Genomic DNA, 21870 nt, shown 5'->3' with positions numbered 1-21870 from the left:
CGGGGACGTGGGGGCGGGTGGCGGGGGGAATCTTCTAGTTCGCTGTCCAGCCGCCGTCGACGGGCAGGGAGGCGCCGGTGACGTGGCCAGCGTGCGGGCCGCAGAGCCAGACGACCAGGGAGGCGACGTCGGCGGGGTCGATGAGCCGCTTGAGCGGGGCCCGGTCGAGCAGCACCTTCGCGACGACCTCGTCCTCGGGGACGCCGTGCCGCCTGGCCTGGTCGGCGACCTGCCCGGCGACCAGCGGGGTGTCGACGAACCCGGGGTTGACGCAGTTGCTGGTGACCCCGTGCGGCGCGCCCTCGACGGCGGTGACCTTGGACAGGCCCTCCAGGGCGTGCTTGGCGGTGACGTACCCGGCCTTGAAGGCGCTGGCCCGCAGTCCGTGCACGCTGGACAGGTTGACCACCCGGCCCCAGCGCTGCCCGTACATGTGCGGCAGCGCGCGCCGGATGAGCAGGAACGGCGCGGTCACCATCACCTGCTGCAGGTGGGTGAACCGCTCCACGGGGAACTCGTGCAGCGGCGCCACGTGCTGCAACCCGGCGTTGTTGACCAGCACGTCCACCTCGGTGGGCAGCGCGTCGACCGCGGCGGGGTCGGACAGGTCGACCGCGTGCGCCCAGCCGCCGACCTCCTCGGCGGCGCGCCGCGCGCCGACCTCGTCCCGGTCGACCACGTGCACCTTGGCGCCCGCCGCGGCGAGCGCGTGCGCGCAGGCCAGGCCGATGCCGCTCGCCGCGCCGGTGACCAGGGCGGTCCGCCCCGCCAGCGCTTCGTTGTGATCCGGGCCACTCGTCATGGTCGACAACGGTAGGGTTGTCGGTCGGCTCCGACCATGGGTGTGCGGCCCACAAGGCGCCGGTGCTTTGTGGTTGTGTCCCACATGCCCCCGCTGGGGTGGTCGGATGCGTACCCTGTGATCTGTGATTTGTCCGAAGTGTCAAAACGCGATGATCACCGTGGAGCGCCACGGGGTGCACATCGAGCAGTGCCAGGGCTGCCGCGGCATCTTCCTCGACCACGGCGAGCTGGAGGCCATGTCGACGGCGGAGACGCGGCACTACGGCGCGCCCGCGGCCTACCAGCCGGGCCCGGCGTACCCGCCCCAGGGCGGCCACTACCCGCCCCAGGGCGGTCACTACCCGCCGCCGCAGCAGCAGTACTACCGGGACTCGCCCCCCGGGTACCGCGACTCCCCGCCCGGGTACGGCCACCGCGCGGGCTACCGCGACTCGCCCCCCGGGTACGGCCACCACGGCCACAAGCGCCGCAAGAGCTTCCTGGAAGACCTCTTCGACTGAGGTCGGGCCGTGAACCCCATGATCTGCCCCGCGTGCGGCGAGTGGACCGACGCGCCGTGGGTGGCGGCCGATGAGCTGGTGTGCGCGGCGTGCGGGCACCGGGAGCCGTTCCGCAGGCTCCCGGTGTTCGCGCTGACCGGGCCCAGCGGCACCGGCAAGTCGACGGTGTGCGCCCGCCTGCCCGCCCTGCTCGGTGATCGGGCGGTGGTGCTGGAGCAGGACGTGCTGTGGGTCGACGCGCACCAGGACCCGGCCGACGACTTCGCCGCGTTCCGCAAGACGTGGCTGCGGATGCTCGCCGTCATCCACCAGTCCGGCCGCCCGACCGTGCTGTGCGGCACCGTCGCGCCCCCGCAGTTCGAGCGCCTGCCCGAGCGCGCGCTGTTCAGCGGCATCCACTACCTCGCCCTCGTCGCCGACGACGACGCGCTGCGCGCCCGCCTCAAGGCCCGCCCCGCCTGGCGCGAGTGGCAGGACGACGAGCGCGTCGAGGACATGCTCCGCTTCAACGCCTGGGTCAAGGCGCACGCCGACGACCCCCGGGCGCCGATGACCCTGCTCGACACCACCGACGCCGCCCCGGACGCCACCGCCGCCGCGGTCGCCGCCTGGGTCCTGGCCCGCCTCTAGCCCGGTTTCACCCGTTCTGCCAGGTGGTACCCCATCCGGTAGGCACGGACGACGGGCAGTGAGGCCCGCCTTGTGACCCCCCGCACCTCTGCTAGCACTCCGCTTGCAACTGCTAGCACGACGGCGTAGCGTCGGTGGGGCACGAGGAGGAGAGGCGCGATGGGCGACACCGGCGGCGAGCCCACGGCGATCGACAAGGTCGCCGACCTGGGCCGCGACATCGGTGAGTACATCAAGCAGCAGCGCAGCAGCGCGAAGATCTCGCTGCGGCAGCTGTCCAAGCTCGCGGGCGTCTCCAACCCGTACCTGAGCCAGATCGAACGCGGCCTGCGCAAGCCGAGCGCCGAGATCCTGCAGCAGATCGCCAAGGGGCTGCGGATCTCCGCCGAGGCGCTGTACGTGCAGGCGGGCATCCTCGACCGCCCGGTCGGGGGTGCGGTCGCCGACGCGGTGCGCGCCGACGTCGAGCTGACCGAGCGCCAGAAGCAGGTCCTGCTGGACGTGTACGAGTCCTTCCGGCGCGAGAACGACCGCGCGCAGGCCGAGCCGTCCACACCGGAGGGGTCCGATGTGGACACGACAGGACGAGCGGACCCCGAGGAGTGATCATGACCACCACCGAGAAGACCACCGACAAGACCGCGCTGCCCGCCCCGCTGCTGGCCGTGCTCGGCGCGGGCGACCTGGCCGCCAAGGCCGTGGCCGACGCCTTCGCCAAGGCCAAGGAGCGCGCGGAGTCCGCCCGCGGCGCCGTGGAGGAGCTGCCCGCCGAGGTCGCGGGCCTGCGCGAGAAGCTGGACCCGGCCGAGCTGCGCAAGCTGCTCGACGCCTACACCAGCGCCGCGCTGACCCTCTACCAGAAGCTCAGCGAGCAGGGCGAGGACGCCCTGGACAAGCTGCGCGAGCAGCCCCAGGTCAAGCAGCTGGAGGAGGCCATCGAGGCCGCCCAGGCCCGCGCCGCCGGTGTCGCCGGCGACGTGCTGTCCAAGGTCACCTTCCGCACCCGCTCCCTGGGCGAGAAGGCCGCCAGGGCCACCGAGGACCTCACCGAGAACGTCGCCGAGGCCGTCGAGGAGGTCGGCGCCGAGGCCGCCCACGAGGTCCGCAGCACCACCCGCAAGGCCGCCAACAAGACCGCCGCCGCGTCCCGCAGCTCGAACGCGACCGCCGCGCGCAAGGCGCCTGCCGGCGACAAGTGATGTTTCTGGGACGGCCCCCCGGAGTTCTGCTCCGGGGGGCCGTTCTGTGTCTGCTGCCGTGTCGACCACCGCATCGAGCATTGTCGTAGCCGGGCTTTCCGCTGCGTAGGTGGCTGCGCCGTGACCAAAGAAGGGTTGCGCCGTGGGCCGAGAAGGAAGGGCGGGAAGGGCGCGGTGTCCGGCGGCGTGAGCTGAGCCGGCTGAGTTGTCCACAGCCTTTCGGTGGGGGTCGGGTTTTGTCGCTCCCCGCCGGTAACGTTGAAAACAGGGGTCCCCTTTGCCGGGTTACCCCCGCGCCAGCGTGGGTTGTGGGGGGTTGGGCAGTGGCGAAGAGGCATTCGCCTGACCGGGCCACCCATGCCGGTCCCCACCCCGACGAGACCGAACCAGCCCCAGCGGCGCGGTACGTGCTGCGACCCCGGTCCCACCGGGCCGCCCGTGTGTGGTGGACGTGACCGGTTCGCACGTAGGCTGGCGTGGTGCCCGTTCTCGCCGTTCTGATCCTGCAGCTCATCTACTGGGCGTCGGTGCCCGTGGGGGCGTTCGCGTTCATCCACGCGCTGTTGCAGCGGGCGGAGGCGTACTCGGCGGCGGACCGGATGACCAAGCCCGCGTGGGTGGGGATCACCGGGGGTGCCGCCGCGGCGTTGCTGCTGGTGGTGGTGGCGGGGTTCGCCTGGTTGTTCTGGATGGCGGGGCTGGTGGCGGCGCTGGTGTACATCGTCGACGTGCGGCCGCGGTTGATCGAGGTGCAGCGCGGTGGTGGCGGCGGCTGGTGATCCTGGCCCGTCCGCTGGGGGCCGGTGAGCCGCGCACGCTGGTGGTGCCGGGGTTGGGGGCCACGGCGGGGGAGGCGCGCATCCCCGCGTCGGGGGTGGCGGGCACCCGCACGGTCCTGACGCTGCCCTCGCACGCCGACGCCCCGGACGCCGAGGTCGGTTGCTGGCACTACCCGGTCCTCGCCCGCGACGTGGCGCCCTTCCTGGCCGGGCACACCCGGGCCATCGGGGTGTCCCTGGGCGCGGCCGTCCTCTGCGCCGCCCTCGTCGACGACCCGCGGGCCCTCGATCGGCTCGTGCTGCTCTTCCCGGCCGCGCTGTCGGAGCCCCGGGCCGCTGGGTCGGCCGAGCTGGTGCTGGCCATGGCCGACGCGGCGGAGGCGGGGGACCGCGAACGCTTGCGCGAGCTCGTTTCCGCTGGTCTGCCCGCCGGGACCGGTTCCTACGCCGACGACCGCACCGGTGCCCTGCTGCGGCTCGCGCCCGCCCTGCGCGCGGTGGCCGAGCAGGTGCCGGTGCCCGACCCGTCGGCGCTGGCGGGTGTCACCGCGGACGTGCTGGTCGTCGCGGCCACCGGCGACCCCCTGCACCCGGTGAGCGCCGCTGAGGAGGTCGTCGCCGCCTTCCCCCGCGCCCGGCTCGTGCGGTTCGACTCGGCCGCCCCGCTGGTGACCCACCGGCGCGAGGTGCGGGACGTCATCGTGAAGCACCTGGCGGGCTAGCCTCGGGGCCGTGAGCTGGAGCATCGCAGGCAGCCTGACCGTCGTGCCCGCCCTGGAGCGGCCTGACCTGCTCGCGGCGCCCGTGGCGCGGGCGCTGGCCGGGCTCGACGCCGCCCGGGTGGGCGTGGCGGAGATCGACCCGGGGCTGGCCGACACCGCCGAGTTCTCCGCGCACTACGGCAGCCCGCTGTCGGCGGGGGCGAACTGCGTGGTCGTCCTGGGCAAGCGCGGCGAGGCGGAGCGGATGGCGGCGTGCGTGGTGCTGGCGACCGCCCGGGCCGACGTCAACGGCGTGGCGCGCAGGCACCTCGGCGTGCGCAAGGCGTCTTTCGCGCCGATGGACCGGGCGGTGGGCGAGAGCGGCATGGAGTACGGCGGGATCACCCCGATCGGGTTGCCCGCGGGGTGGCCGGTGCTGGTCGACGCGGCGGTCGCGCGGGCCCCTGAGCTGGTCGTGGGCAGCGGGGTCCGGGGCAGCAAGCTGTTCGTCCCCGGCGACCTGCTGGCCGCCCTGTCGTCGGCCGAGGTGGTCGACGGGTTGGGCCGTCCGGTCGGGTGACATCGGCGGGAACCTACCTTCGTCGGTTGTCCCGATATGGCTGTTTCGGGTCCCATCACTGCTGACGACCGAGTGAGGAGAGGCAGATGACGGCGCAGCTGGAGGGTGGCGTGGACACGGCCAGGGCGGTCATCCGGGTCGGCGTCGTCGACGACGAGGCGATGGCCCGCACGTTCGTCGGCAAGATCCTCGGGTCGGCCCCGGACGTGCTGGTGGTGGCCGAGGGCGCGGACGGCACCGAGGCGCTGGAGCTGGTGCGCACCGCCGACCTCGACGTCCTGCTGCTCGACCTGCGGATGCCGCGGATGGACGGCCTGGACACCCTGCGCGAGCTGCGCCGGGTGCCCAAGGCCCCGGCCGTGGTGGTGCTGACCACCTTCAACGCCGACCAGGCCGTCGCCACCGCCCTGCAGCTGGGCGCCAAGGGCTTCCTGCTCAAGCACGTCGACCCCGCCGAGCTGGTGCGCGCGGTGCGGGTGGCGGCCAAGGGCGGCGCGGTGCTCGACCCCGCCCTCACCCACGACCTCATGGGCCACCTGGCCAGCCACCACCTCGACCGGATCGGCGCCGCGGCCGAGGTCGCCCGGCTCTCCGCCCGCCTGCAGGACGTCCTGCGCCTGGTGGGCATGGGCCGCAGCAACAGCGAGATCGCCGAGGAGCTGCGCCTGTCCGACTCCACGGTGCGCGGCTACGTCTCGGAGATCCTGGCCGCCACCGGCTGCGCCAACCGCGTCACCGCCGCCGTCCTCGCCCAGCGCGCGGGCCTGCTCGACTGATCACCCGGGGTCCGCGCTGGGTACCCTGCGGGCATGAACCAGGTGCAGGCGGTGGCTCAGCGGAGCTTCGCCCTCCCCGTGGAGCGGGTGCGGGCTGCGGTGGCGGACTACTCCGGGGTGCGCGGGCAGGTCCTGCCCGACAACTACAGCGAGTACGAGGTGCGCGAGGGCGGCACCGGCGCGGGCACGGTCGTGCACTGGAAGTTGCAGGCCACCAAGAAGCGCGTCCGCGACTGCCTGCTGGACGTCTCCGAGCCCCAGCCGGGCACGCTGGTCGAGCAGGACCGCAACTCCACCCTGGTCACCACCTGGACCGTCGACGGCACCGACGACGCCTCCTCCGTCCGCGTCGTCACCACCTGGGAGGGCGCCAACGGCATCGGCGGCTTCTTCGAGCGCACCTTCGCCCCCGCGGGCCTCAAGCGCATCCACGAGGAACTGCTCGCCAAGCTCGACGCCCGCCTCTCGTCCTGACCCGCTGATCGACAAGAGCGCGAGGGCATGCCCTCGCGCTCTTGTCATTTCCGGTTCCATTCCCCCGGGCGCGGCAGCGCCACTCGGAAAAGAACCAGTTCGGTCGTCGTTGTTGTCAGTGCGTCAGGCAGGCCGGGAATGTGGCCCTTTCCTCCACCGGTGCGGCCGGTGACCCCCGGTCAAACCCATTCCCGGTCGTCGGAGTGGTCGTGGTGCGCGTGCGTGGTGTTCTCCCCCGTGTTCATGGGCAATACGATCCCGCGCCCGTCCACCGTCGGGCAACCGAATTCCCGCATGACCACACGCGACCGAGCGCGGTCGCCCGCGCTGTCCCGACTAGAGGATGACGGTCTTGTTGCCGTGCACCAGGACGCGGCTCTCCAGGTGCGCGCGCAACCCCCGCGCCAGCACCACCTTCTCGATGTCGCGCCCCTTGCGGACCATGTCCGCCACCGCGTCCCCGTGGTCCACCCGGATCACGCCCTGCTCCACGATCGGGCCCGCGTCCAGCTCGGCGGTGACGTAGTGGCAGGTGGCGCCGATGAGCTTGACGCCGCGGCGGTGCGCCTGGTGGTAGGGGCGGGCGCCGACGAACGAGGGCAGGAAGCTGTGGTGGATGTTGAGCGCCTTGCCCGCCCAGTCCGCGCACACCTCCGCGGGCAGGATCTGCATGAAGCGGGCGAGCACGACCGCGTCGGGCTTGGCGGCGTCGACGAGCTGGCGCAGCTGCGCCCAGGACGCGGACTTGCCGTCGGGGTCGGTGGGGAACGGCACGTGGTGGAACGGGATGCCGTGCGCGCGGGTGATGGGGGCGAGGTCGGTGTGGTTGCCGACCACGGCCTTGACGTCGACGTCGAGTTCGCCGCTCTGCACCCGGCCGAGCAGGTCGTAGAGGCAGTGGCCCTCCTTGGACACCAGGATGACCACGCGCCTGCGGTCGCCGGTGTCGATGACCGACCAGTCCGACTGCGGGGACAGGCCCCTGGCGACCTCCCCGAACCGGGCGCGCAGCTCGCCCACCCCGAACGGCAGCGAGTCCGCGCGGACCTCCTGGCGGGTGAAGAACCAGTTGGTCTCCGGGTCGGTGTGGTAGGCGGCCTCCACGATCCAGCCGCCCACCTCGGCCAGGAAGCCCGCGATGGCGGCGACGATGCCCGTGCGGTCGGGGCAGGCGAGGCGGATGACGTAGCGGCGTTCGGTGGTCACCCGCGTGATTGTCGCAGCACCCGCCACCGGCCACGACACCCTTCAGCCCGGCGGGCGGCGCGGCGCAAGCGCGCCGTGCGCCGCCCGTCAGCGGCTCAGCCCAGGTTGTCCAGCGCCCAGGCCCGCATCGCGGTGCGCAGGAACTCGGCCAGGCGCGGGTCGGTCCGGTCGAACTTCTCCCGGAACCGGGGGTCGTCGGCGTAGACGTCGGCGAGGCCCTGGTAGGACTCCCGGTCGGGGGTCCAGTGCCCGGTGAGCCAGGCGTGGTGGTCCGCGACGGCCCCCTGCACGCGAGGGTCCCCCGGCTCCAGCCCGGCGTCGATCAGCTCGACGAACCGCTCCAGCAGCGCCCCCCAGGCCCGCGCCTTGTCCTCGGACCACCCGCCGCGCTCGGCGGCGGCGTCCACGGCCCGCTCGCCCCACCGCTCCCGCGCCTCGCGCTGGTACTGCTCCTGCGTGCGCTGGTCCAGCCCCGTGAACCAGTGCGCGGTCGACCCGGCGCTCATCTCGTCCCCTCTCTCCACGTCCTCGATCGTCCTGGTGACGGTCTCGATCAACTTCTCGAAGCGCAGCCGCTCGGCGAGCAGTTCGTCGCGGTGGCGGCGCAGCGCGGTGAGCGCGTCGGTCTGCTCCGACAGCACCGCGGCGATGCCGTCGAGCCCCATGCCGAGCTGGCGCAGCAGCAGGATCCGCTGCAACCGCAGCACCTGCTCCTGCTCGTAGTAGCGGTAGCCGTTGGCCCCCACGCGCGAGGGCGGCAGCAGGCCGATCTCGTCGTAGTGGCGCAGGGTCCGCGACGTCACCCCCGACATCCGCGCGACCTGCTGGATCGTCCAGGCCACGGCTCCTCCTCCCTCGTCCGCGCTGGTGGGAACGGTAGGAGTTGACGCAGCGAGAAGGTCAAGCGCGCGCCGGGGCGACCGCGTCCCACGACAGGGTGACCTCGCCGTGGCGCCAGCGCTTGCGGGTGTCGAGCACCGGCCAGCCCTGGGCGTGCAGCTGGTGGACGGCCTCGACCCAGCGGGCCCGGGGGCCGAACGGGGCGTGCGGGGCGGCCGCGGCCCAGCAGGCGTCGAGCGCGGCGAGCAGGTCGTGCACGCGCTCGCCGGGGACGTTGCGGTGGATGAGCGACTTCGGCAGGCGTTCGGCCAGGTCGGAGGGGGTGTCGATGCCCGAGGGCCTGCACGAGAGGGTGAGCGTGCGCGGACCGCCCGCGTCCAGGGTGACCCAGCAGCAGCGGCGGCCGATCTCGTCGCAGGTGCCCTCGACGAGCAGGCCGCCGGGGGCCAGCCGCTCCAGCATGGTCGCCCACGAGGCCGCGGCCTCCGCCTCGGGGTACTGGCGCAGCACGTTGAACGCGCGCAGCAGCACCGGGCGGGTGCCCGCCAGCTCGAAGCCGCCGCGGCGGAAGTCCAGCAGCGGCGGGTCGGCGGCCTGCTTTGCGGCGGCGACCCGCTCGGGGTCGATCTCCAGGCCGAGCACCCGCACGTCCCGCCGCACGGCGCGCAGCCGCGCGGCCAGCTCCACGGTGGTGACCGGTGTCGCCCCGTAGCCCAGGTCCACCACCAGGGGGTCGGCCGCGCCGGTGAGCAGCGCGCGGACCGCGGGGGTGGCGGTCATCCAGCGGTCGACGCGGCGCAGGCGGTTGGGGTTGGTGGTGCCCCGGGTGGGCGCGCCCAGCGCCCGGGCCCGGCCCGCGGCCAACCGGGGGGTGCGGGCCACGGGTCAGCCCCGGGCGAGCCAGTCCGCGGTGAACCGGGCCTCGGCGGCCAGCAGCGCGCCGACCTGCTCGGCGATGGCGGCCTCGATCTTGCCGCCGACCAGCGGGATGCGGACCTTGACCTCGCCGGAGGTGGTCCACACGCTGCCGGTCCCGGCGTCCACCAGCGCGAACCGGCCCTTGACGTCGCCGGGCACCCCGGACACCGACGCGCCGGTGTCGCCCGCGAACCCGGTGGCGGCCTGCCGCCAGCTCTCGGTGCGCTCGACGACGAGGTCGCCCTTGATGATGGCGCGCGCGGCGGAGGGCAGCTTCGCGGCGTCGACGCCCTGGCGGAGCTTGAACGCCACTTCACCGCCCCGCTCGGTGTAGTCCAGCAGCTGCGCCCCCTTGCCGCCGAGCACGCGCAGGCGCTCGGCGAGGAAGTCGCGGTCGACGAACGCGGCGTGCACCGCCGCGGCGGGGGCGGCGAACTCGGCGCGGTGCTCGATGCGGCTGGCCATGGCCAGAGGCTACCGTTACCGGCCGTGAGCCTCCGCCCCACCGAGCACCCCGGCACCGCCCGCCGCACGGCCGAACCGCTGCGCGACCACACCACCCTGCGCCTGGGCGGCCCCGCCACCGAGCTGTGGACCGCCACCACCGCCGACGAGGTGGCCGACGCCCTGCGCTCGGCCCCCGGCCCGGTCCTGGTCCTCGGCGGCGGCTCGAACCTGGTGGTCGGTGACCTGGGCTTCGACGGCACCGCCGTGCGCCTGGCCCACCGCGGCACCCGGGTCGACCCCCGCGGCGACGGCACCGTGCACCTGACCGTCGAGGGGGGCGAGGACTGGGACACCGTCGTCGCCTGCGCCGTCGAGGCGGGCCTGGGCGGCCTGGAGTGCCTGTCCGGCATCCCGGGCCTGGTGGGCGCCACCCCCGTGCAGAACGTCGGCGCCTACGGCGTCGAGATCAGCCAGGTCCTCGTCTCGGTCGACCTGCTCGACCGCGCCACCGGCGATGTCCACCACGTCCCGGCCGCCGACCTGGGCCTGACCTACCGCGGCAGCGTCCTCAAGGGCACCGACCGCGCCGTCGTCCTGCGCGCCACCTTCACCCTCACCGACGACGCCACCTCCTCCCCCATCCGCTACACCGAACTGGCCCGCGCCCTCGGTGTCCGCCAGGACGACCGCGTCCCCGCCCAGGCCGCCCGCGACGCCGTCCTCGCCCTCCGCCGCGGCAAGGGCATGGTCCTCGACCCCACCGACCACGACACCTGGAGCGCGGGCTCCTTCTTCACCAACCCCGTCGTCCCCCACCCCGACCTGCCCGCCACCGTCGCCCGCATCGCCACCGTCGTCGGCCCCGACGTCCCGATCCCCCAGTACCCCGCGGGCGAGGGCCACGCCAAGCTCTCCGCCGCCTGGCTCATCGAACGCGCGGGCTTCGCCAAGGGCCACCTCGGCGCGGGCGGCCGCGTGGGGCTGTCCACCAAGCACACCCTCGCCCTCACCAACCGCGGCTCCGCCACCACCGCCGACCTGCTCTCCCTGGCCCAGGACATCCGCGCAGGCGTGGACAACGCCTTCGGCGTCACCCTGCACCCCGAGCCGGTCCTGGTGAACTGCTCCCTGGCCTGACCCCCGCATTCGCCTGCCCGCAGAGCACCCCCCACCCTGCTCAGCCACCTCCCCGCGCCAGCGCAGGGGTCCCCCGGGCAAGGGGACCCCTGTTTTCAACGCTACTGGCGGACGGCGACGAAACCCCAGCCCCCGCAAGGCGCCTGTGGACAGCTTGGTCCCCTGTGGACAAGCCGCTCAGCTGCAACTCCGCGCTGGCGCGGGGGTCCCCCGGGCAAGGGGACCCCTGTTTTCAACGCTAGCGGCGGACGGCGACGAAACCCCAGCCCCCGCGCGACGCCTGTGGACAGCTCAGTCCCTTGTGGACAACTCCGCGCAGCCGCAACCCCGCGCTGGCGCGGAGGTCCCCTGGGCAAGGGGACCCCTGTTTTCAACGCTACTGGCGCGGGGCAACGACACTCGACCCGTGCGCAAGTCCTGTGGACAACCCGGCGGACTGTGGACAACCTCGAAACTCAAGCCCCAGCCCCACCACCGCACCGACCACTGAACGGCCGGTGCTTGTCAAGCGAGCGGAGCCGTCACCGCTCGCGGTGCGCGCGGGACGCCGAAGCCTGGGCCCGCGGCTTGATGACGATCTGGTCCAGGTTCACGTGCGGCGGGCGGGTGGCGGCGAAGGCGATCACGTCGGCGACGTCCTCCGCCGTCAGCGGCGTCAGCCCCTCGTAGACCCCGGCCGCGCGGCCCTCGTCCCCGTCGAAGCGGACCAGGGAGAACTCCGTCTCGACCATGCCCGGGCACACCTCGGTGAGCCGGATCGGCTTGCCGAGCAGTTCGCCGCGCAGGGTGCGGTGCAGGGCGCCCTGGGCGTGCTTGGCGGCGGTGTAGCCGGCGCCGCCGTCGTAGGTCTCCAGGGCGGCGATGGAGGTGACGGTGATGATGTGGCCGTCCTCGGAGGCTTCGAGGGCGGGCAGCAGGGCCTTGGTCATGCGCAGGGTGCCGAGCACGTTGGTCTCGTACATCCGGCGCCACTGCTCGACGTCGGCGTTGGCGACGGGGTCCAGGCCCAGGGCGCCGCCCGCGTTGTTGACGAGCAGGTGGCAGGTGGGGACCTGGGCGGTGAAGGCGTCGACGGACTCCTGGGAGGTGACGTCGAGCACGTGGGCGCGGCCGCCGACCTGGTTGGCCAGGGCGGTGAGGCGCTCGGCCCGGCGGGCGCCGAGCACGACCTCGTAGCCCTCGGCGGCGAGCGCCCGGGCGGTCGCCTCGCCGATGCCTGCGCTGGCCCCTGTCACCACTGCAACGCGTGTGTCCACGCCCCCGATCCTCACCCCGGGCGGCGGCCTGGTGCGCACCGGGGGTTATGACGACGCTCACAGGGTTGTCGGCCCACCGGAGTACCGTCTGGGACGTCTCCCCCAAGAAGGCACGTTCCGGACCTCTCGGGTCCGGCGAGAACCCAGCACGGAGGTTGTGGTGAGAAGCACGCCCACGCGGACCAGGACGACGGCGCTGCTCGGGGGCCTGCTCTCGGCCGCGGTCCTCGTGTCGGGCTGCACCTCCGCCGAGCCGGGGTCGCCCGGCGGCGGGTCGGCGGCCGGGACGAGCGCGTCGGCGCCGCCGGTGGCGAAGATCACCGCCAGCCCGCAGGCCGACTCCGCCGACGTCGCGGTCACCGAGCCGGTCAAGGTCGCCGTGGCCGAGGGCACGCTGGACGCGGTCACCCTGACCAACGCCGAGGGCGCGGCGGTGCAGGGCGCGCTGGCCGAGGACAAGGCGAGCTGGACCTCCTCGGAGGTGCTGGGCTACGCCAAGACCTACACCTACGACGCCACCGCCACGGGCACCGACGGCAAGAAGGTGGAGCTCAAGGGCACCTTCAGCACGCTCAAGCCCGCCAAGACCCCGCGCGCGACGATCAACCCCACCGACGACGCCACCGTGGGCGTGGCGATGCCGATCAGCATCAAGTTCCCCGAGGGCAAGGTCACCGACAAGGCCGCGGTGGAGAAGGCGCTGAAGGTGGAGACCTCGGTGCCGGTGGAGGGGTCGTGGGCGTGGCTCAACGCCCAGCAGGTCGACTGGCGGCCCAAGCAGTACTGGCCCGCGGGCACGAAGGTGACCGTCACCGCCAAGCTCTACGGCGTGGCCTACGGCGGCGGCGCCTACGGCAAGTCCGACCTCACCACCGCGTTCGCCATCGGCCGCAACCAGGTGGTCAAGGTCAACACCCCCGAGCACAAGATGGACGTCTACCGCGACGGCAAGCTGTTCGCCAGCTACCCGTCGAGCAACGGCCGCGACGACGACCCGAACCTGAACACGCCGAACGGCACCATGATCGTGATGCAGAAGGACCCGGTGGGGGACTTCTCCAACCCGCGCTACGGCTACACGAACGTGATGAAGAAGTGGGCCGTGCGGTTCTCCAACCACGGCGAGTTCATCCACGAGAACAACGACAACGCCGCCAACATCGGCAAGCGCAACACCTCGCACGGCTGCGTCAACCTGCTGGAGGCCGACGCCAAGGCCTACTTCGACAGCGCGCTGATCGGGGACCCGGTGGAGGTCAGCGGCTCGAAGGCGAACATGCCGACCACCTCCGACGTCTACGACTGGCTGATCCCGTGGGCGCAGTGGAAGTCCATGTCGGCGCTGAGCTGACTTCAAGCCCGACGCTGACCTCAAGTCCGACGCTGGCCCGAGCCCGACGCTGACCCCGAACCCGACGACCTAGGCTGGCCGGGTGCGGTTCACCGAGGTCACCGGGGCGGGCGGCGTGCGGTTGGCCGTGCGCGAGGCGGGCGACCCGGCCCGCCCCACCATCGCGTTCGTGCACGGCTGGGCCCAGTCCGGCGAGGTCTGGGCCCACCAGCTGCGCGACCTGGCGGCCGACTTCCACCTGCTCGCGGTGGACCTGCGCGGTCACGGGCGCTCGGCGGTGCCCGCGGACGGCTACGGCGACACCCGGGTGTGGGCCGACGACCTGGCCGCCGTGCTCGCCCTGGCGGGTGGGCCGGCGACCGTGGTGGGCTGGTCCTACGGCGGCCTGGTCATCACCGACTACCTCCGCCACCACGGGTGCGCCGCGCTGTCCGGGATCGTGCTGGTGGGCGCGCTCACCGAGATCGGCCGGGGCCGCCCCGGCGGCGCCACCGGCCCGGTGATGCGCGCGGCCCTGCCGGACGTGCTCAGCGAGGACGCCGACGTGGCCGTGCCCGCGGTGCTCGCCCTCACCCGGGGGATGACGGCCGGGCCCGCCCCGGACGTCCAGGCGCGGGTGGCCGCGACCCTCGCGGTGCCGCCCGCGGTGCGCCGGGCGCTGTTCACCCGCGACGTGGGCAGCGGTGACGTCCTGGCGGACACCCGGGTGCCCGTCGTCGTCGCCCACGGCACCGAGGACGCCGTTGTCGCGCCCGCGGCGGCGGAGTACGCGCTCGGGAAGATTCCGGGGGCCTCGGCGCGTTGGTTCCCGGGGGTGGGGCACCTGCCCTTCGCCGAGCGGGCCGACGCGTTCACCCGGACCGTCGCCGCGCTGGCGGGAGGACGGAAGGAGTGAACGGCGTGACGCAGCTGCACCGGCCGCGCAGGGTGGCGGTGTTGTCGGTCCACACGTCCCCGCTGGAGCAGCCCGGCACGGGCGACGCGGGTGGGCTCAACGTCTACGTGAGCCAGACCACGCGGCGGCTCGCCGCGCACGGCGTCGCCGTGGAGGTCTTCACCAGGGCCACCTCCTCCGACCTGCCCCCGGTGGCCGAGCTGGCGCCCGGGGTGCTCGTCCGGCACGTCACCGCGGGCCCGTACGAGCCGCTGACCAGGGCCGAGCTGCCCGGCCAGCTGTGCGCGTTCACCGCGGGCGTGCTGCGCGCCGAGGCCCGCCAGGAGCCGGGGCACTACGACCTCGTGCACTCCCACTACTGGCTCTCCGGCCAGGTCGGCTGGCTGGCCAGGGACCGCTGGGGGGTGCCGCTGGTGCACACCGCGCACACCCTCGCCAAGGTCAAGAACGCCGCGCTGGCCGAGGGCGACACCCCGGAGCCGCGGGTGCGGGTGATCGGCGAGCAGCAGGTGGTCGACGAGGCCGACCAGCTCATCGCCAACACCGCGGTGGAGGCGGGCCAGCTCACCGACCTCTACGGCGCCGACCCGGACAAGGTGCGCACCATCGCCCCCGGGGTCGACCTGGACTGCTTCCGCCCGGGGGACCGGGCCGCCGACCGGGCCGCGCTGGGGCTGCCCGCCGGCGCGCTGGTGCTGGCCTTCGTCGGCCGGGTGCAGCCGCTCAAGGCCCCGGACGTGCTGCTGCGCGCCGCCGCCGAGCTGCTGGCCCGCGGCGTGGTGGCGCGCTCGGAGCTGCGGGTGCTGTTCGTGGGCGGTCCGTCGGGCACCGGGTTGGAGCAGCCCGCCGCGTTGCAGGAGCTGGCGGTGGCGCTGGGGGTGACCGACGTGGTGCGGTTCCTGCCGCCGCAGGTCGGGCCGGACCTGGCCAGGGTGTACCGGGCCGCGGACGTGGTGGCGGTGCCCAGCCACAACGAGAGCTTCGGCCTGGTGGCCCTGGAGGCGCAGGCGTGCGGCACCCCGGTGGTCGCCGCCGCGGTGGGCGGGTTGCCGGTGGCGGTGGCCGACGGGCGCTCGGGCGTGCTGGTGCGCGGGCACGCCACCGCGGACTGGGCGGACGCGCTGGGCGTGCTGGCCCGCGAGCCGCGCAGGCGGGCCGCGCTGGGGGAGGGCGCGGTGCGCCACGCCCGGTCGTTCTCCTGGGACCGGACCACCGACGCGCTGCTGGCCGCCTACGCCGACGCGGCCCGCGCGCTGCGGAGGTCGCTGCCGCGTGTTGAGGTGGCAGTGTGAGCACCCCACTGGACAGCACCCCACTGGACAAGGTCATCGAGGACGCGCTGGTCGAGCGCGAACTGGCCTTCGACAAGCCCGAGCCCGGCAAGTTCCTGGTCGTGCTGCCGGGGGTGAAGAAGCAGCAGACGAACTGCTGGCTGATCGTCTCCAAGCACGCCCTCATCGTCGAGGCGTTCGTGTGCAGGCGCCCGGACGAGGCGTTCGAGGAGGTCTACCGGTACCTCCTGCGCCGCAACGCCCGCCTCTACGGCGTGCACTACACGATCGACAAGGCCGGGGACATCTACCTGCTGGGCAGGGTCGGGCTGGAGGCGGTGACCGCCGACGAGCTGGACCGGCTGCTCGGGCAGGTGCTGGAGGCCGCCGACGGCGACTTCAACACCCTGCTGGAGATCGGCTTCGCCACCGCGATCCGCCGGGAGTGGGACTGGCGCACCTCGCGCGGGGAGTCCCTAGCAAACCTCAAGGCGTTCGAGCACCTGTTGACGCCCTCGCAACGAGGTCGTGTCTCGGAGGACTCCGAGTCGTGATGGGGTCCGCCCCAACCGGTTGACCCGCTCATCGCGTCCTACCCCCGAGACCACGCGGGACACGAGGGGACGGACGTCGATGGACAGCACGATCGCGAGACCGGGTAGGGCGGGTCGCCGGGTGGCGGCCCTGCTGCTGGCGCTGGCCGCGGCGGGCGGCGCGGCCGCCTGCTCGGCCGACAGCGGTGAGACGGCGTCGGCGGTGGCCCCGGCGCCCGCCGAGCGCGGCGAGGCCGGGGCCGCGGCGCCGGGCACGGGCAACCAGGCGCCGCGCCGCGAGCAGGGCGCCGACCAGGGGCAGAAGCAGGACCAGGGCCAGGAGCAGGACCGGCAGGTCGCCGCGCCGGGGGTGGACCGCAAGCTGGTGCGCACGGCCACGCTGGAACTGGCCTCGTCGGACGTCGCGGCGTCGGCGGACCGGGCCAGGTCCGAGGCGGTGGCGGCGGGCGGCTACTCCGGCCAGGAGTCGGTGACCGAGCGCTCGGCGACGCTGACCCTGCTCGTGCCCTCCGACCGCCTCGACGCGGTGCTGGGCAGGCTCACCGACGGCGGCGCGGGCGAGGTGCGCTCGCGCAGCCAGACCGCCGAGGACGTCACCGAGCAGGTCGTCGACGTCGAGAGCCGCATCAAGACCCAGCGGGCCAGCCTGGAGCGGGTGCGGGCCCTGCTGGCGAACGCCACCTCGGTCTCCGACATCGTCTCGATCGAGGGCGAGGTGACCCGGCGCGAGGCGGACCTGGAATCGCTGCTGTCGCGCCAGCAGACCCTCGCGGGCTCGGTCGCCCTCTCCACGATCACCGTCAAGCTCACCAGGACCGGCACCCCGCCCCCCGCGCCGGTGCAGGACGACGGCGATTCCTTCCTCGACGCCCTGGCCGCGGGCTGGCACGGCTTCACCTCGGCGGGCGCGTTCGTCCTGCGGCTGGTCGGCTACGTCCTGCCCTTCGCCGCGTTGGCCGCCCTCGTCGCCTGGGCCGTGGTGCGGCTGCGCAAGCGGGCTGCCGCACCCGCGCCGCAACCCGCTCCCGAGTCCTGACGCGCGCCGCCCGGCCCGGGGTGCGGCACCGGGGTGGGGGGAGGGGGTGCGCCGCGGGGCGGTCCGAGCGAGGGGGGAGTCGCATTCCCGGACCGGCCCCGCGGCCGAGACCCACCGGGCCGCCCAGGCGGGGGGCACCTGGGGCCGACAGCGGGTTTCGTGCGGCTCGGCAGGGGAGTCGAGCCGCGCGGGTGCCCCTTCGGACCAGGGAGTGCGTGGGAGCTGATCCGGTGAGGCTTGTGCCAACTTGTCAGATCCCGGACAGGCGCACAAGGGTGCTCGTTGGGCCGATCGGGGGCTTGTGGGTGGCCTGGGTCCCAATCCCGTAACGAACACGCCCGTACCAGACGACGCGAGTCCGTTTCAGGACTTCTGCGCCCCCGATCGGGCTTCCCCCGGTGGGGTTACGGTCCAGGATGGACCATCCGGGGCAACCGGTGTCCGCCCACCGGGGCAGCCGCCGTGCACGCGCATCCGCACGCGCTTGTCAAGCCTCCCGCGCTCTCGACCGGCCCCCGCGGCGGCGGTGGGGGCGTGGTGCGGACCCCATTCCCGGGTCGCGGGGGTGGTGGTCTGGCAGGCTGCGCGCATGGCCATCGGAACACTGGTGCTCCTCCGCCACGGCGAGAGCGTGTGGAACGCGCAGAACCTGTTCACCGGGTGGGTGGACGTGCCCCTGTCGGAGAAGGGCGTCGCCGAGGCGACCCGCGGCGGCGCGCTGCTCGTCGAGGCGGGGATCCTGCCGGACGTGGTGCACACGTCGTTGCAGCGGCGCGCGATCACGACCGCCAACCTGGCGCTGGACGCCGCGGACCGGCACTGGATCCCGGTGAAGCGGGACTGGCGGCTCAACGAGCGGCACTACGGCGCGCTCCAGGGCAAGAACAAGAAGCAGACGCTCGCGGAGTTCGGCGAGGAGCAGTTCATGCTCTGGCGCCGCTCCTACGACACCCCGCCGCCGCCGATCGAGAAGGGGTCGGAGTTCAGCCAGGACGCCGACCCGCGCTACGCCGCGCTGGGCGGCGCCGCCCCGCTGACCGAGTGCCTCAAGGACGTCGTGGCCCGGTTGGTGCCCTACTGGGAGGCCGAGATCGTGCCGGACCTGCGCGCGGGCCGCACGGTGCTGGTGGCCGCGCACGGCAACAGCCTGCGCGCGCTGGTGAAGAACCTGGAGGGCATCTCCGACGAGGCGATCGCGGGCCTCAACATCCCCACCGGCATCCCGCTGCGCTACGACCTCGACGACGACCTGACCCCGATCACCCGGGGCGGCACCTACCTCGACCCGGACGCGGCGGCCGACGCCATCGCCGCGGTGGCCAACCAGGGCCGCTGAACGGGCGGTGACGCGCGGGGCCCCGGGGACACCCCCGGGGCCCCGCGCGCGTGACCGGTGGCCCACGACCACCCGGCCGGGACGTTGCCGTCCCGCGTCCGGGGGATCACGAGCACGTTTCTACCCCCCGGTAGGACACGGACGGGTGAACGAGACCTGACACCGGTGCGAACACCCGCGGCGCAGGTGTCGCCACCGTCACGGAAAGCCCGATGAGGCTGGTCAAAACCGCCGCCGGGCTGCTTACGATCCCCCCGTGGCCGCCCCGGTCTGTATCGCCCTGTCCCTCGGCACCCTGCTGATCGGCCTCGTCGTCGGTTCCCTGCACGGCCGCTCCCGCGCCGGCGGGGCCAGGCGCAGGCCGGTCGGGCCGACCGTCGCCGAGCTCATCCGCCGCGTGCTGCACTCGGCGCACTCCGGCGTCGTCGTGCTCAACCGCTTCGGCGACGTCGTGGTGCACAACCCGCGCGCCGAGGCGCTGGGCCTGGTGCGCAACCACCGCGCCGACGACCGGGCCCGCAAGGCCGCCGAGGTGGTCCGCGAGACCGGGGAGCCGCTGGAGGTCGACCTCTCGCCGCTGGAGTCGCGCGGCGGGCGCAGCCCGGAGGCGGTGCTGGGCGAGATCCGCCCGCTCGGCGACGGCTTCACCGTCGTCGACGCCGACGACCACTCCGAGATGGTGCGGCTGGAGGCCACCCGCCGCGACTTCGTGGCCAACGTCTCCCACGAGCTCAAGACCCCGGTCGGGGCGATGGCGCTGCTGGCCGAGGCCGTGCTCGACGCCGCCGACGACCCGGTCGAGGTGCGCCGGTTCACCACCAAGATCCTCAGCGAGGGCAACCGGCTGGGCACCCTGGTCACCGAGCTGATCGCGCTGTCGCGGTTGCAGGGCGCCGAGCGGCTGCCCGACATGCACACCGTCGAGGTGGACGCGGTGGTGGCCGAGGCGATGGGCCGGGCGGGGCCCGCGATGGAGAAGGCCGACATCCGGATCACCACCGACACCGACAGCGGCCTGCTCGTCGAGGGCGACCGGACGCTGCTGGTCACCGCCCTGTCGAACCTGCTGGAGAACGCGCTGGCGTACTCCCCGGCGGGCAGCCCGGTGTCGGTGACCCGCAAGGCGGTGGGGGCGCGGGTGGAGATCTCGGTCACCGACCGGGGCATCGGCATCGCCGAGGAGGAGCAGCAGCGGGTGTTCGAGCGGTTCTACCGCCTGGACAAGGCGCGCTCGCGGGCCACCGGCGGCACCGGCCTGGGGCTGGCCATCGTCAAGCACGTCGCGGCCAACCACGGCGGCGAGGTGCGGCTGTGGAGCAAGCCGGGGCTCGGCTCGACCTTCACCCTCAGCATCCCGGCGCACAAGGGCGGCGAGCCCGCGGGCGTGGGGGCGACCAGGACAGACACCGGCGCGCTGTCGAAGGCCGACGGCGCGGTGAGCGACCACGGAGGACCGGCATGACGAGGGTGCTGATCGTCGAGGACGAGGAGTCCTTCGCCGACCCGCTGGCATTCCTGCTGCGCAAGGAGGGGTTCACCGCGGCGGTGGCGGGCACCGGCCAGCAGGCGCTGGAGGAGTTCGACCGCAACGGCGCCGACATCGTGCTGCTCGACCTGATGCTGCCCGGGATGAGCGGCACCGACGTGTGCAAGGCGCTGCGCCAGCGCTCGGCCGTCCCGGTGATCATGGTCACCGCCCGCGACAGCGAGATCGACAAGGTCGTGGGCCTGGAGCTGGGCGCGGACGACTACGTGACCAAGCCCTACTCCGCGCGCGAGCTGATCGCCAGGGTGCGCGCGGTGCTGCGCCGCGGCGGGGAGGCCGGTGGCGACGGCGAGCTGCTGCCGCAGGTGCTGGCCGCCGGCCCGGTGCGGATGGACGTCGAGCGGCACGTGGTGACCGTGGGCGGCGCCGAGGTGCCGCTGCCGCTCAAGGAGTTCGACCTGCTGGAGTACCTGCTGCGCAACGTGGGCAGGGTGCTCACCAGGGGCCAGCTCATCGACCGGGTGTGGGGCGCGGACTACGTCGGCGACACCAAGACCCTGGACGTGCACGTCAAGCGCTTGCGCTCGAAGATCGAGCCGGACCCGGCGGCGCCCCGGCACCTGGTGACCGTTCGTGGCCTGGGTTACAAATTCGAGTCCTGAGCGCGCGCGTGTACGGTTCTGACCGTGCGCCTGGGTGTGCTCGACGTCGGGTCCAACACCGTCCACCTGCTCGTGGTGGACGCGCATCGTGGTGCCCACCCGACGCCCGCGCGCTCGGAGAAGACCGTGCTGCGGCTGGCCGAGCGGCTGACCCCGGACGGGCTGCTGTCCCGCCGCGGCGCCGATGAGCTGGTCCGGACGGTGGCCGAGGCGAAGGCCTCGGCGCAGCGGCTGGGCTGCCGGGAGCTGATGGCCTTCGCCACCTCCGCGGTGCGCGAGGCGGGCAACTCCGCCGAGGTGCTGGCCAGGGTGTCCCGGGAGACCGGGGTGGACCTGCGGGTGCTCTCCGGCGAGGACGAGGCGCGGCTGACCTTCCTGGCCGCCCGCCGCTGGTACGGCTGGTCGGCGGGCAACCTGCTGGTGGCCGACATCGGCGGCGGGTCGCTGGAGCTGGCGGCGGGCATCGACGAGGACCCGGACTTCGCCGTGTCGGTGCCGCTGGGCGCCGGGCGCACCACCAGGACCCGCTTCTCCAGCGACCCCCCGACCCGCGACGAGGTGGCCTCGACCGCGGCGTGGCTGGCCGAGCAGCTGGCCCCGGTGGCCAAGCGCGCGGCGAAGTTCGGCAGGCCGGACCGGGCGGTGGCCACCTCGAAGACCTTCCGCACCCTGGCCAGGCTGACCGGCGCGGCGCCGTCGTCGGCGGGGCCGCGGGTGCGCCGGGTGCTGACCGAGGCCGGGCTCGGGCAGCTGATCGCGTTCGTGTCCCGGATGTCGGCCGCCGACCTCGCCGAGCTGGACGGGGTGAGCCCGGGCCGGGCGCCGCAGCTGGTCGCGGGCGCCCTGGTGGCCCAGGCGACGATGCGCGCGCTGGGGCTCGCCGAGCTGGAGATCGGCCCGTGGGCGCTGCGCGAGGGTGTCATCCTGCGGCGGTTGGACCAGACCGGCGGTGAGGACCACACTGGCTATGCGGAGTGACGGCAACTGCGCGGCGGCCGACCAGCCGCCGCGGTGGGAACGCGCGGGCGCCCG

Annotated in this window: 25 protein-coding genes; 19 read left to right on the top strand and 6 right to left on the bottom strand. The window is 73.9% G+C overall.

The features are described from left to right. Positions 1-34 precede the first annotated feature (34 nt). Complete coding sequence (locus BJP25_RS25180) at positions 35-802, bottom strand: 3-hydroxybutyrate dehydrogenase (RefSeq protein WP_075977445.1); 768 nt, start codon at positions 800-802, stop codon at positions 35-37. Between the two features lie 124 nt (positions 803-926). On the opposite strand from BJP25_RS25180, the gene BJP25_RS25175 reads away from it, so the two are divergent. The 9 genes from BJP25_RS25175 (at position 927) to BJP25_RS25135 (ending at position 6443) form a co-directional block, all read left to right on the top strand. Further along, a complete protein-coding gene (locus tag BJP25_RS25175) occupies positions 927-1304 on the top strand; it encodes a TFIIB-type zinc ribbon-containing protein (protein WP_075977444.1) in 378 nt (125 codons plus the stop codon). A gap of 18 nt (positions 1305-1322) precedes the next feature. Further along, positions 1323-1934, top strand: a complete 612-nt coding sequence (locus BJP25_RS25170) for an AAA family ATPase (protein WP_075977829.1) — start codon at positions 1323-1325, stop codon at positions 1932-1934. A 159-nt stretch (positions 1935-2093) separates the two neighbouring features. Further along, entirely contained in the window at positions 2094-2540 is a 447-nt protein-coding gene (locus BJP25_RS25165; RefSeq protein ID WP_198943594.1) for a helix-turn-helix domain-containing protein, read from the top strand. 2 nt (positions 2541-2542) lie between these two features. After that, positions 2543-3133: a hypothetical protein gene (locus BJP25_RS25160; protein ID WP_075977443.1), complete on the top strand. Its 591-nt coding sequence runs from the start codon at positions 2543-2545 to the stop codon at positions 3131-3133. 479 nt (positions 3134-3612) lie between these two features. Further along, on the top strand, positions 3613-3912 hold the full coding sequence (locus BJP25_RS25155; protein ID WP_075977827.1) for a DUF2516 family protein: 300 nt from the start codon (positions 3613-3615) through the stop codon (positions 3910-3912). After that, on the top strand, positions 3909-4634 hold the full coding sequence (locus tag BJP25_RS25150; RefSeq protein ID WP_233158243.1) for an alpha/beta fold hydrolase: 726 nt from the start codon (positions 3909-3911) through the stop codon (positions 4632-4634). The genes BJP25_RS25155 and BJP25_RS25150 overlap by 4 nt, the downstream gene beginning before the upstream one ends. A gap of 10 nt (positions 4635-4644) precedes the next feature. Further along, positions 4645-5193: a YbaK/EbsC family protein gene (locus BJP25_RS25145; protein ID WP_075977442.1), complete on the top strand. Its 549-nt coding sequence runs from the start codon at positions 4645-4647 to the stop codon at positions 5191-5193. An 86-nt stretch (positions 5194-5279) separates the two neighbouring features. Further along, on the top strand, positions 5280-5969 hold the full coding sequence (locus tag BJP25_RS25140; protein ID WP_075977441.1) for a response regulator: 690 nt from the start codon (positions 5280-5282) through the stop codon (positions 5967-5969). Positions 5970-6002: 33 nt separating this feature from the next. Further along, positions 6003-6443, top strand: coding sequence for an SRPBCC family protein (locus BJP25_RS25135; protein WP_075977440.1), 441 nt, complete (start codon positions 6003-6005; stop codon positions 6441-6443). A 336-nt stretch (positions 6444-6779) separates the two neighbouring features. Here the strand turns inward: BJP25_RS25135 and purU are convergent, their stop codons facing one another. From purU to BJP25_RS25115, 4 genes are all read right to left on the bottom strand, one after another. Then, positions 6780-7649, bottom strand: a complete 870-nt coding sequence (purU, locus tag BJP25_RS25130) for a formyltetrahydrofolate deformylase (RefSeq protein WP_075977439.1) — start codon at positions 7647-7649, stop codon at positions 6780-6782. Between the two features lie 95 nt (positions 7650-7744). Continuing rightward, the gene (locus BJP25_RS25125) at positions 7745-8491 is read right to left on the bottom strand and encodes a MerR family transcriptional regulator (protein WP_075977438.1); all 747 of its coding nucleotides are present in this window, start codon (positions 8489-8491) and stop codon (positions 7745-7747) included. A gap of 58 nt (positions 8492-8549) precedes the next feature. After that, positions 8550-9371, bottom strand: coding sequence for a methyltransferase domain-containing protein (locus tag BJP25_RS25120; protein ID WP_075977437.1), 822 nt, complete (start codon positions 9369-9371; stop codon positions 8550-8552). Between the two features lie 3 nt (positions 9372-9374). Further along, positions 9375-9872: a DUF2505 domain-containing protein gene (locus tag BJP25_RS25115; protein ID WP_075977436.1), complete on the bottom strand. Its 498-nt coding sequence runs from the start codon at positions 9870-9872 to the stop codon at positions 9375-9377. 24 nt (positions 9873-9896) lie between these two features. On the opposite strand from BJP25_RS25115, the gene BJP25_RS25110 reads away from it, so the two are divergent. Beyond that, positions 9897-10991, top strand: coding sequence for a UDP-N-acetylmuramate dehydrogenase (locus BJP25_RS25110; RefSeq protein ID WP_075977435.1), 1095 nt, complete (start codon positions 9897-9899; stop codon positions 10989-10991). A 521-nt stretch (positions 10992-11512) separates the two neighbouring features. Here BJP25_RS25110 and BJP25_RS25105 read toward each other — a convergent pair. Further along, entirely contained in the window at positions 11513-12247 is a 735-nt protein-coding gene (locus BJP25_RS25105) for an SDR family NAD(P)-dependent oxidoreductase (protein WP_075977434.1), read from the bottom strand. Between the two features lie 160 nt (positions 12248-12407). Here BJP25_RS25105 and BJP25_RS25100 point away from each other — a divergent pair, with 160 nt between their 5' ends. The 9 genes from BJP25_RS25100 (at position 12408) to BJP25_RS25060 (ending at position 21816) form a co-directional block, all read left to right on the top strand. Then, entirely contained in the window at positions 12408-13598 is a 1191-nt protein-coding gene (locus BJP25_RS25100) for a L,D-transpeptidase (RefSeq protein ID WP_233158242.1), read from the top strand. An 82-nt stretch (positions 13599-13680) separates the two neighbouring features. Further along, positions 13681-14493 (top strand): alpha/beta fold hydrolase, encoded by an 813-nt coding sequence (locus tag BJP25_RS25095; protein WP_075977433.1) that lies wholly within the window; start codon positions 13681-13683, stop codon positions 14491-14493. A gap of 5 nt (positions 14494-14498) precedes the next feature. Next, positions 14499-15785, top strand: coding sequence for a D-inositol-3-phosphate glycosyltransferase (gene mshA, locus BJP25_RS25090; RefSeq protein WP_233158241.1), 1287 nt, complete (start codon positions 14499-14501; stop codon positions 15783-15785). 35 nt (positions 15786-15820) lie between these two features. Then, complete coding sequence (locus BJP25_RS25085) at positions 15821-16318, top strand: type III secretion system chaperone family protein (RefSeq protein WP_233158277.1); 498 nt, start codon at positions 15821-15823, stop codon at positions 16316-16318. Positions 16319-16397: 79 nt separating this feature from the next. Beyond that, entirely contained in the window at positions 16398-17354 is a 957-nt protein-coding gene (locus BJP25_RS25080) for a DUF4349 domain-containing protein (RefSeq protein WP_075977430.1), read from the top strand. 589 nt (positions 17355-17943) lie between these two features. After that, positions 17944-18690 carry a phosphoglyceromutase gene (locus BJP25_RS25075; protein WP_075977824.1) on the top strand — a complete coding sequence of 249 codons (747 nt, stop codon included), beginning with the start codon at positions 17944-17946 and terminating at the stop codon, positions 18688-18690. 256 nt (positions 18691-18946) lie between these two features. Beyond that, positions 18947-20152 carry a sensor histidine kinase gene (locus tag BJP25_RS25070; protein WP_143219289.1) on the top strand — a complete coding sequence of 402 codons (1206 nt, stop codon included), beginning with the start codon at positions 18947-18949 and terminating at the stop codon, positions 20150-20152. Beyond that, the gene (locus tag BJP25_RS25065; protein ID WP_075977429.1) at positions 20149-20838 is read left to right on the top strand and encodes a response regulator transcription factor; all 690 of its coding nucleotides are present in this window, start codon (positions 20149-20151) and stop codon (positions 20836-20838) included. Before BJP25_RS25070 ends, BJP25_RS25065 begins: the two co-directional genes overlap by 4 nt. Before the next feature lie 24 nt (positions 20839-20862). Further along, positions 20863-21816, top strand: coding sequence for a Ppx/GppA phosphatase family protein (locus BJP25_RS25060; RefSeq protein ID WP_075977428.1), 954 nt, complete (start codon positions 20863-20865; stop codon positions 21814-21816). Positions 21817-21870: the final 54 nt, after the last annotated feature.

The organism is Actinokineospora bangkokensis (assembly GCF_001940455.1).
In the GTDB taxonomy this organism is placed as follows: domain Bacteria; phylum Actinomycetota; class Actinomycetes; order Mycobacteriales; family Pseudonocardiaceae; genus Actinokineospora; species Actinokineospora bangkokensis.
The sequence above is the reverse complement of the archived record's forward strand: the minus strand, read 5'-3'. Positions and strand labels throughout refer to the sequence as shown.

Excerpts from the sequence above, each read along its gene's own strand:
- BJP25_RS25180 (WP_075977445.1), bottom strand. The coding sequence starts at position 802 with ATGACGAGTGGCCCGGATCACAACGAAGCGCTGGCGGGGCGGACCGCC.
- BJP25_RS25115 (WP_075977436.1), bottom strand. The coding sequence starts at position 9,872 with ATGGCCAGCCGCATCGAGCACCGCGCCGAGTTCGCCGCCCCCGCCGCG.
- BJP25_RS25135 (WP_075977440.1), top strand. The coding sequence starts at position 6,003 with ATGAACCAGGTGCAGGCGGTGGCTCAGCGGAGCTTCGCCCTCCCCGTG.
- BJP25_RS25160 (WP_075977443.1), top strand. The coding sequence starts at position 2,543 with ATGACCACCACCGAGAAGACCACCGACAAGACCGCGCTGCCCGCCCCG.
- BJP25_RS25080 (WP_075977430.1), top strand. The coding sequence starts at position 16,398 with ATGGACAGCACGATCGCGAGACCGGGTAGGGCGGGTCGCCGGGTGGCG.
- BJP25_RS25065 (WP_075977429.1), top strand. The coding sequence starts at position 20,149 with ATGACGAGGGTGCTGATCGTCGAGGACGAGGAGTCCTTCGCCGACCCG.
- BJP25_RS25165 (WP_198943594.1), top strand. The coding sequence starts at position 2,094 with ATGGGCGACACCGGCGGCGAGCCCACGGCGATCGACAAGGTCGCCGAC.
- BJP25_RS25140 (WP_075977441.1), top strand. The coding sequence starts at position 5,280 with ATGACGGCGCAGCTGGAGGGTGGCGTGGACACGGCCAGGGCGGTCATC.
- BJP25_RS25075 (WP_075977824.1), top strand. The coding sequence starts at position 17,944 with ATGGCCATCGGAACACTGGTGCTCCTCCGCCACGGCGAGAGCGTGTGG.
- BJP25_RS25170 (WP_075977829.1), top strand. The coding sequence starts at position 1,323 with ATGATCTGCCCCGCGTGCGGCGAGTGGACCGACGCGCCGTGGGTGGCG.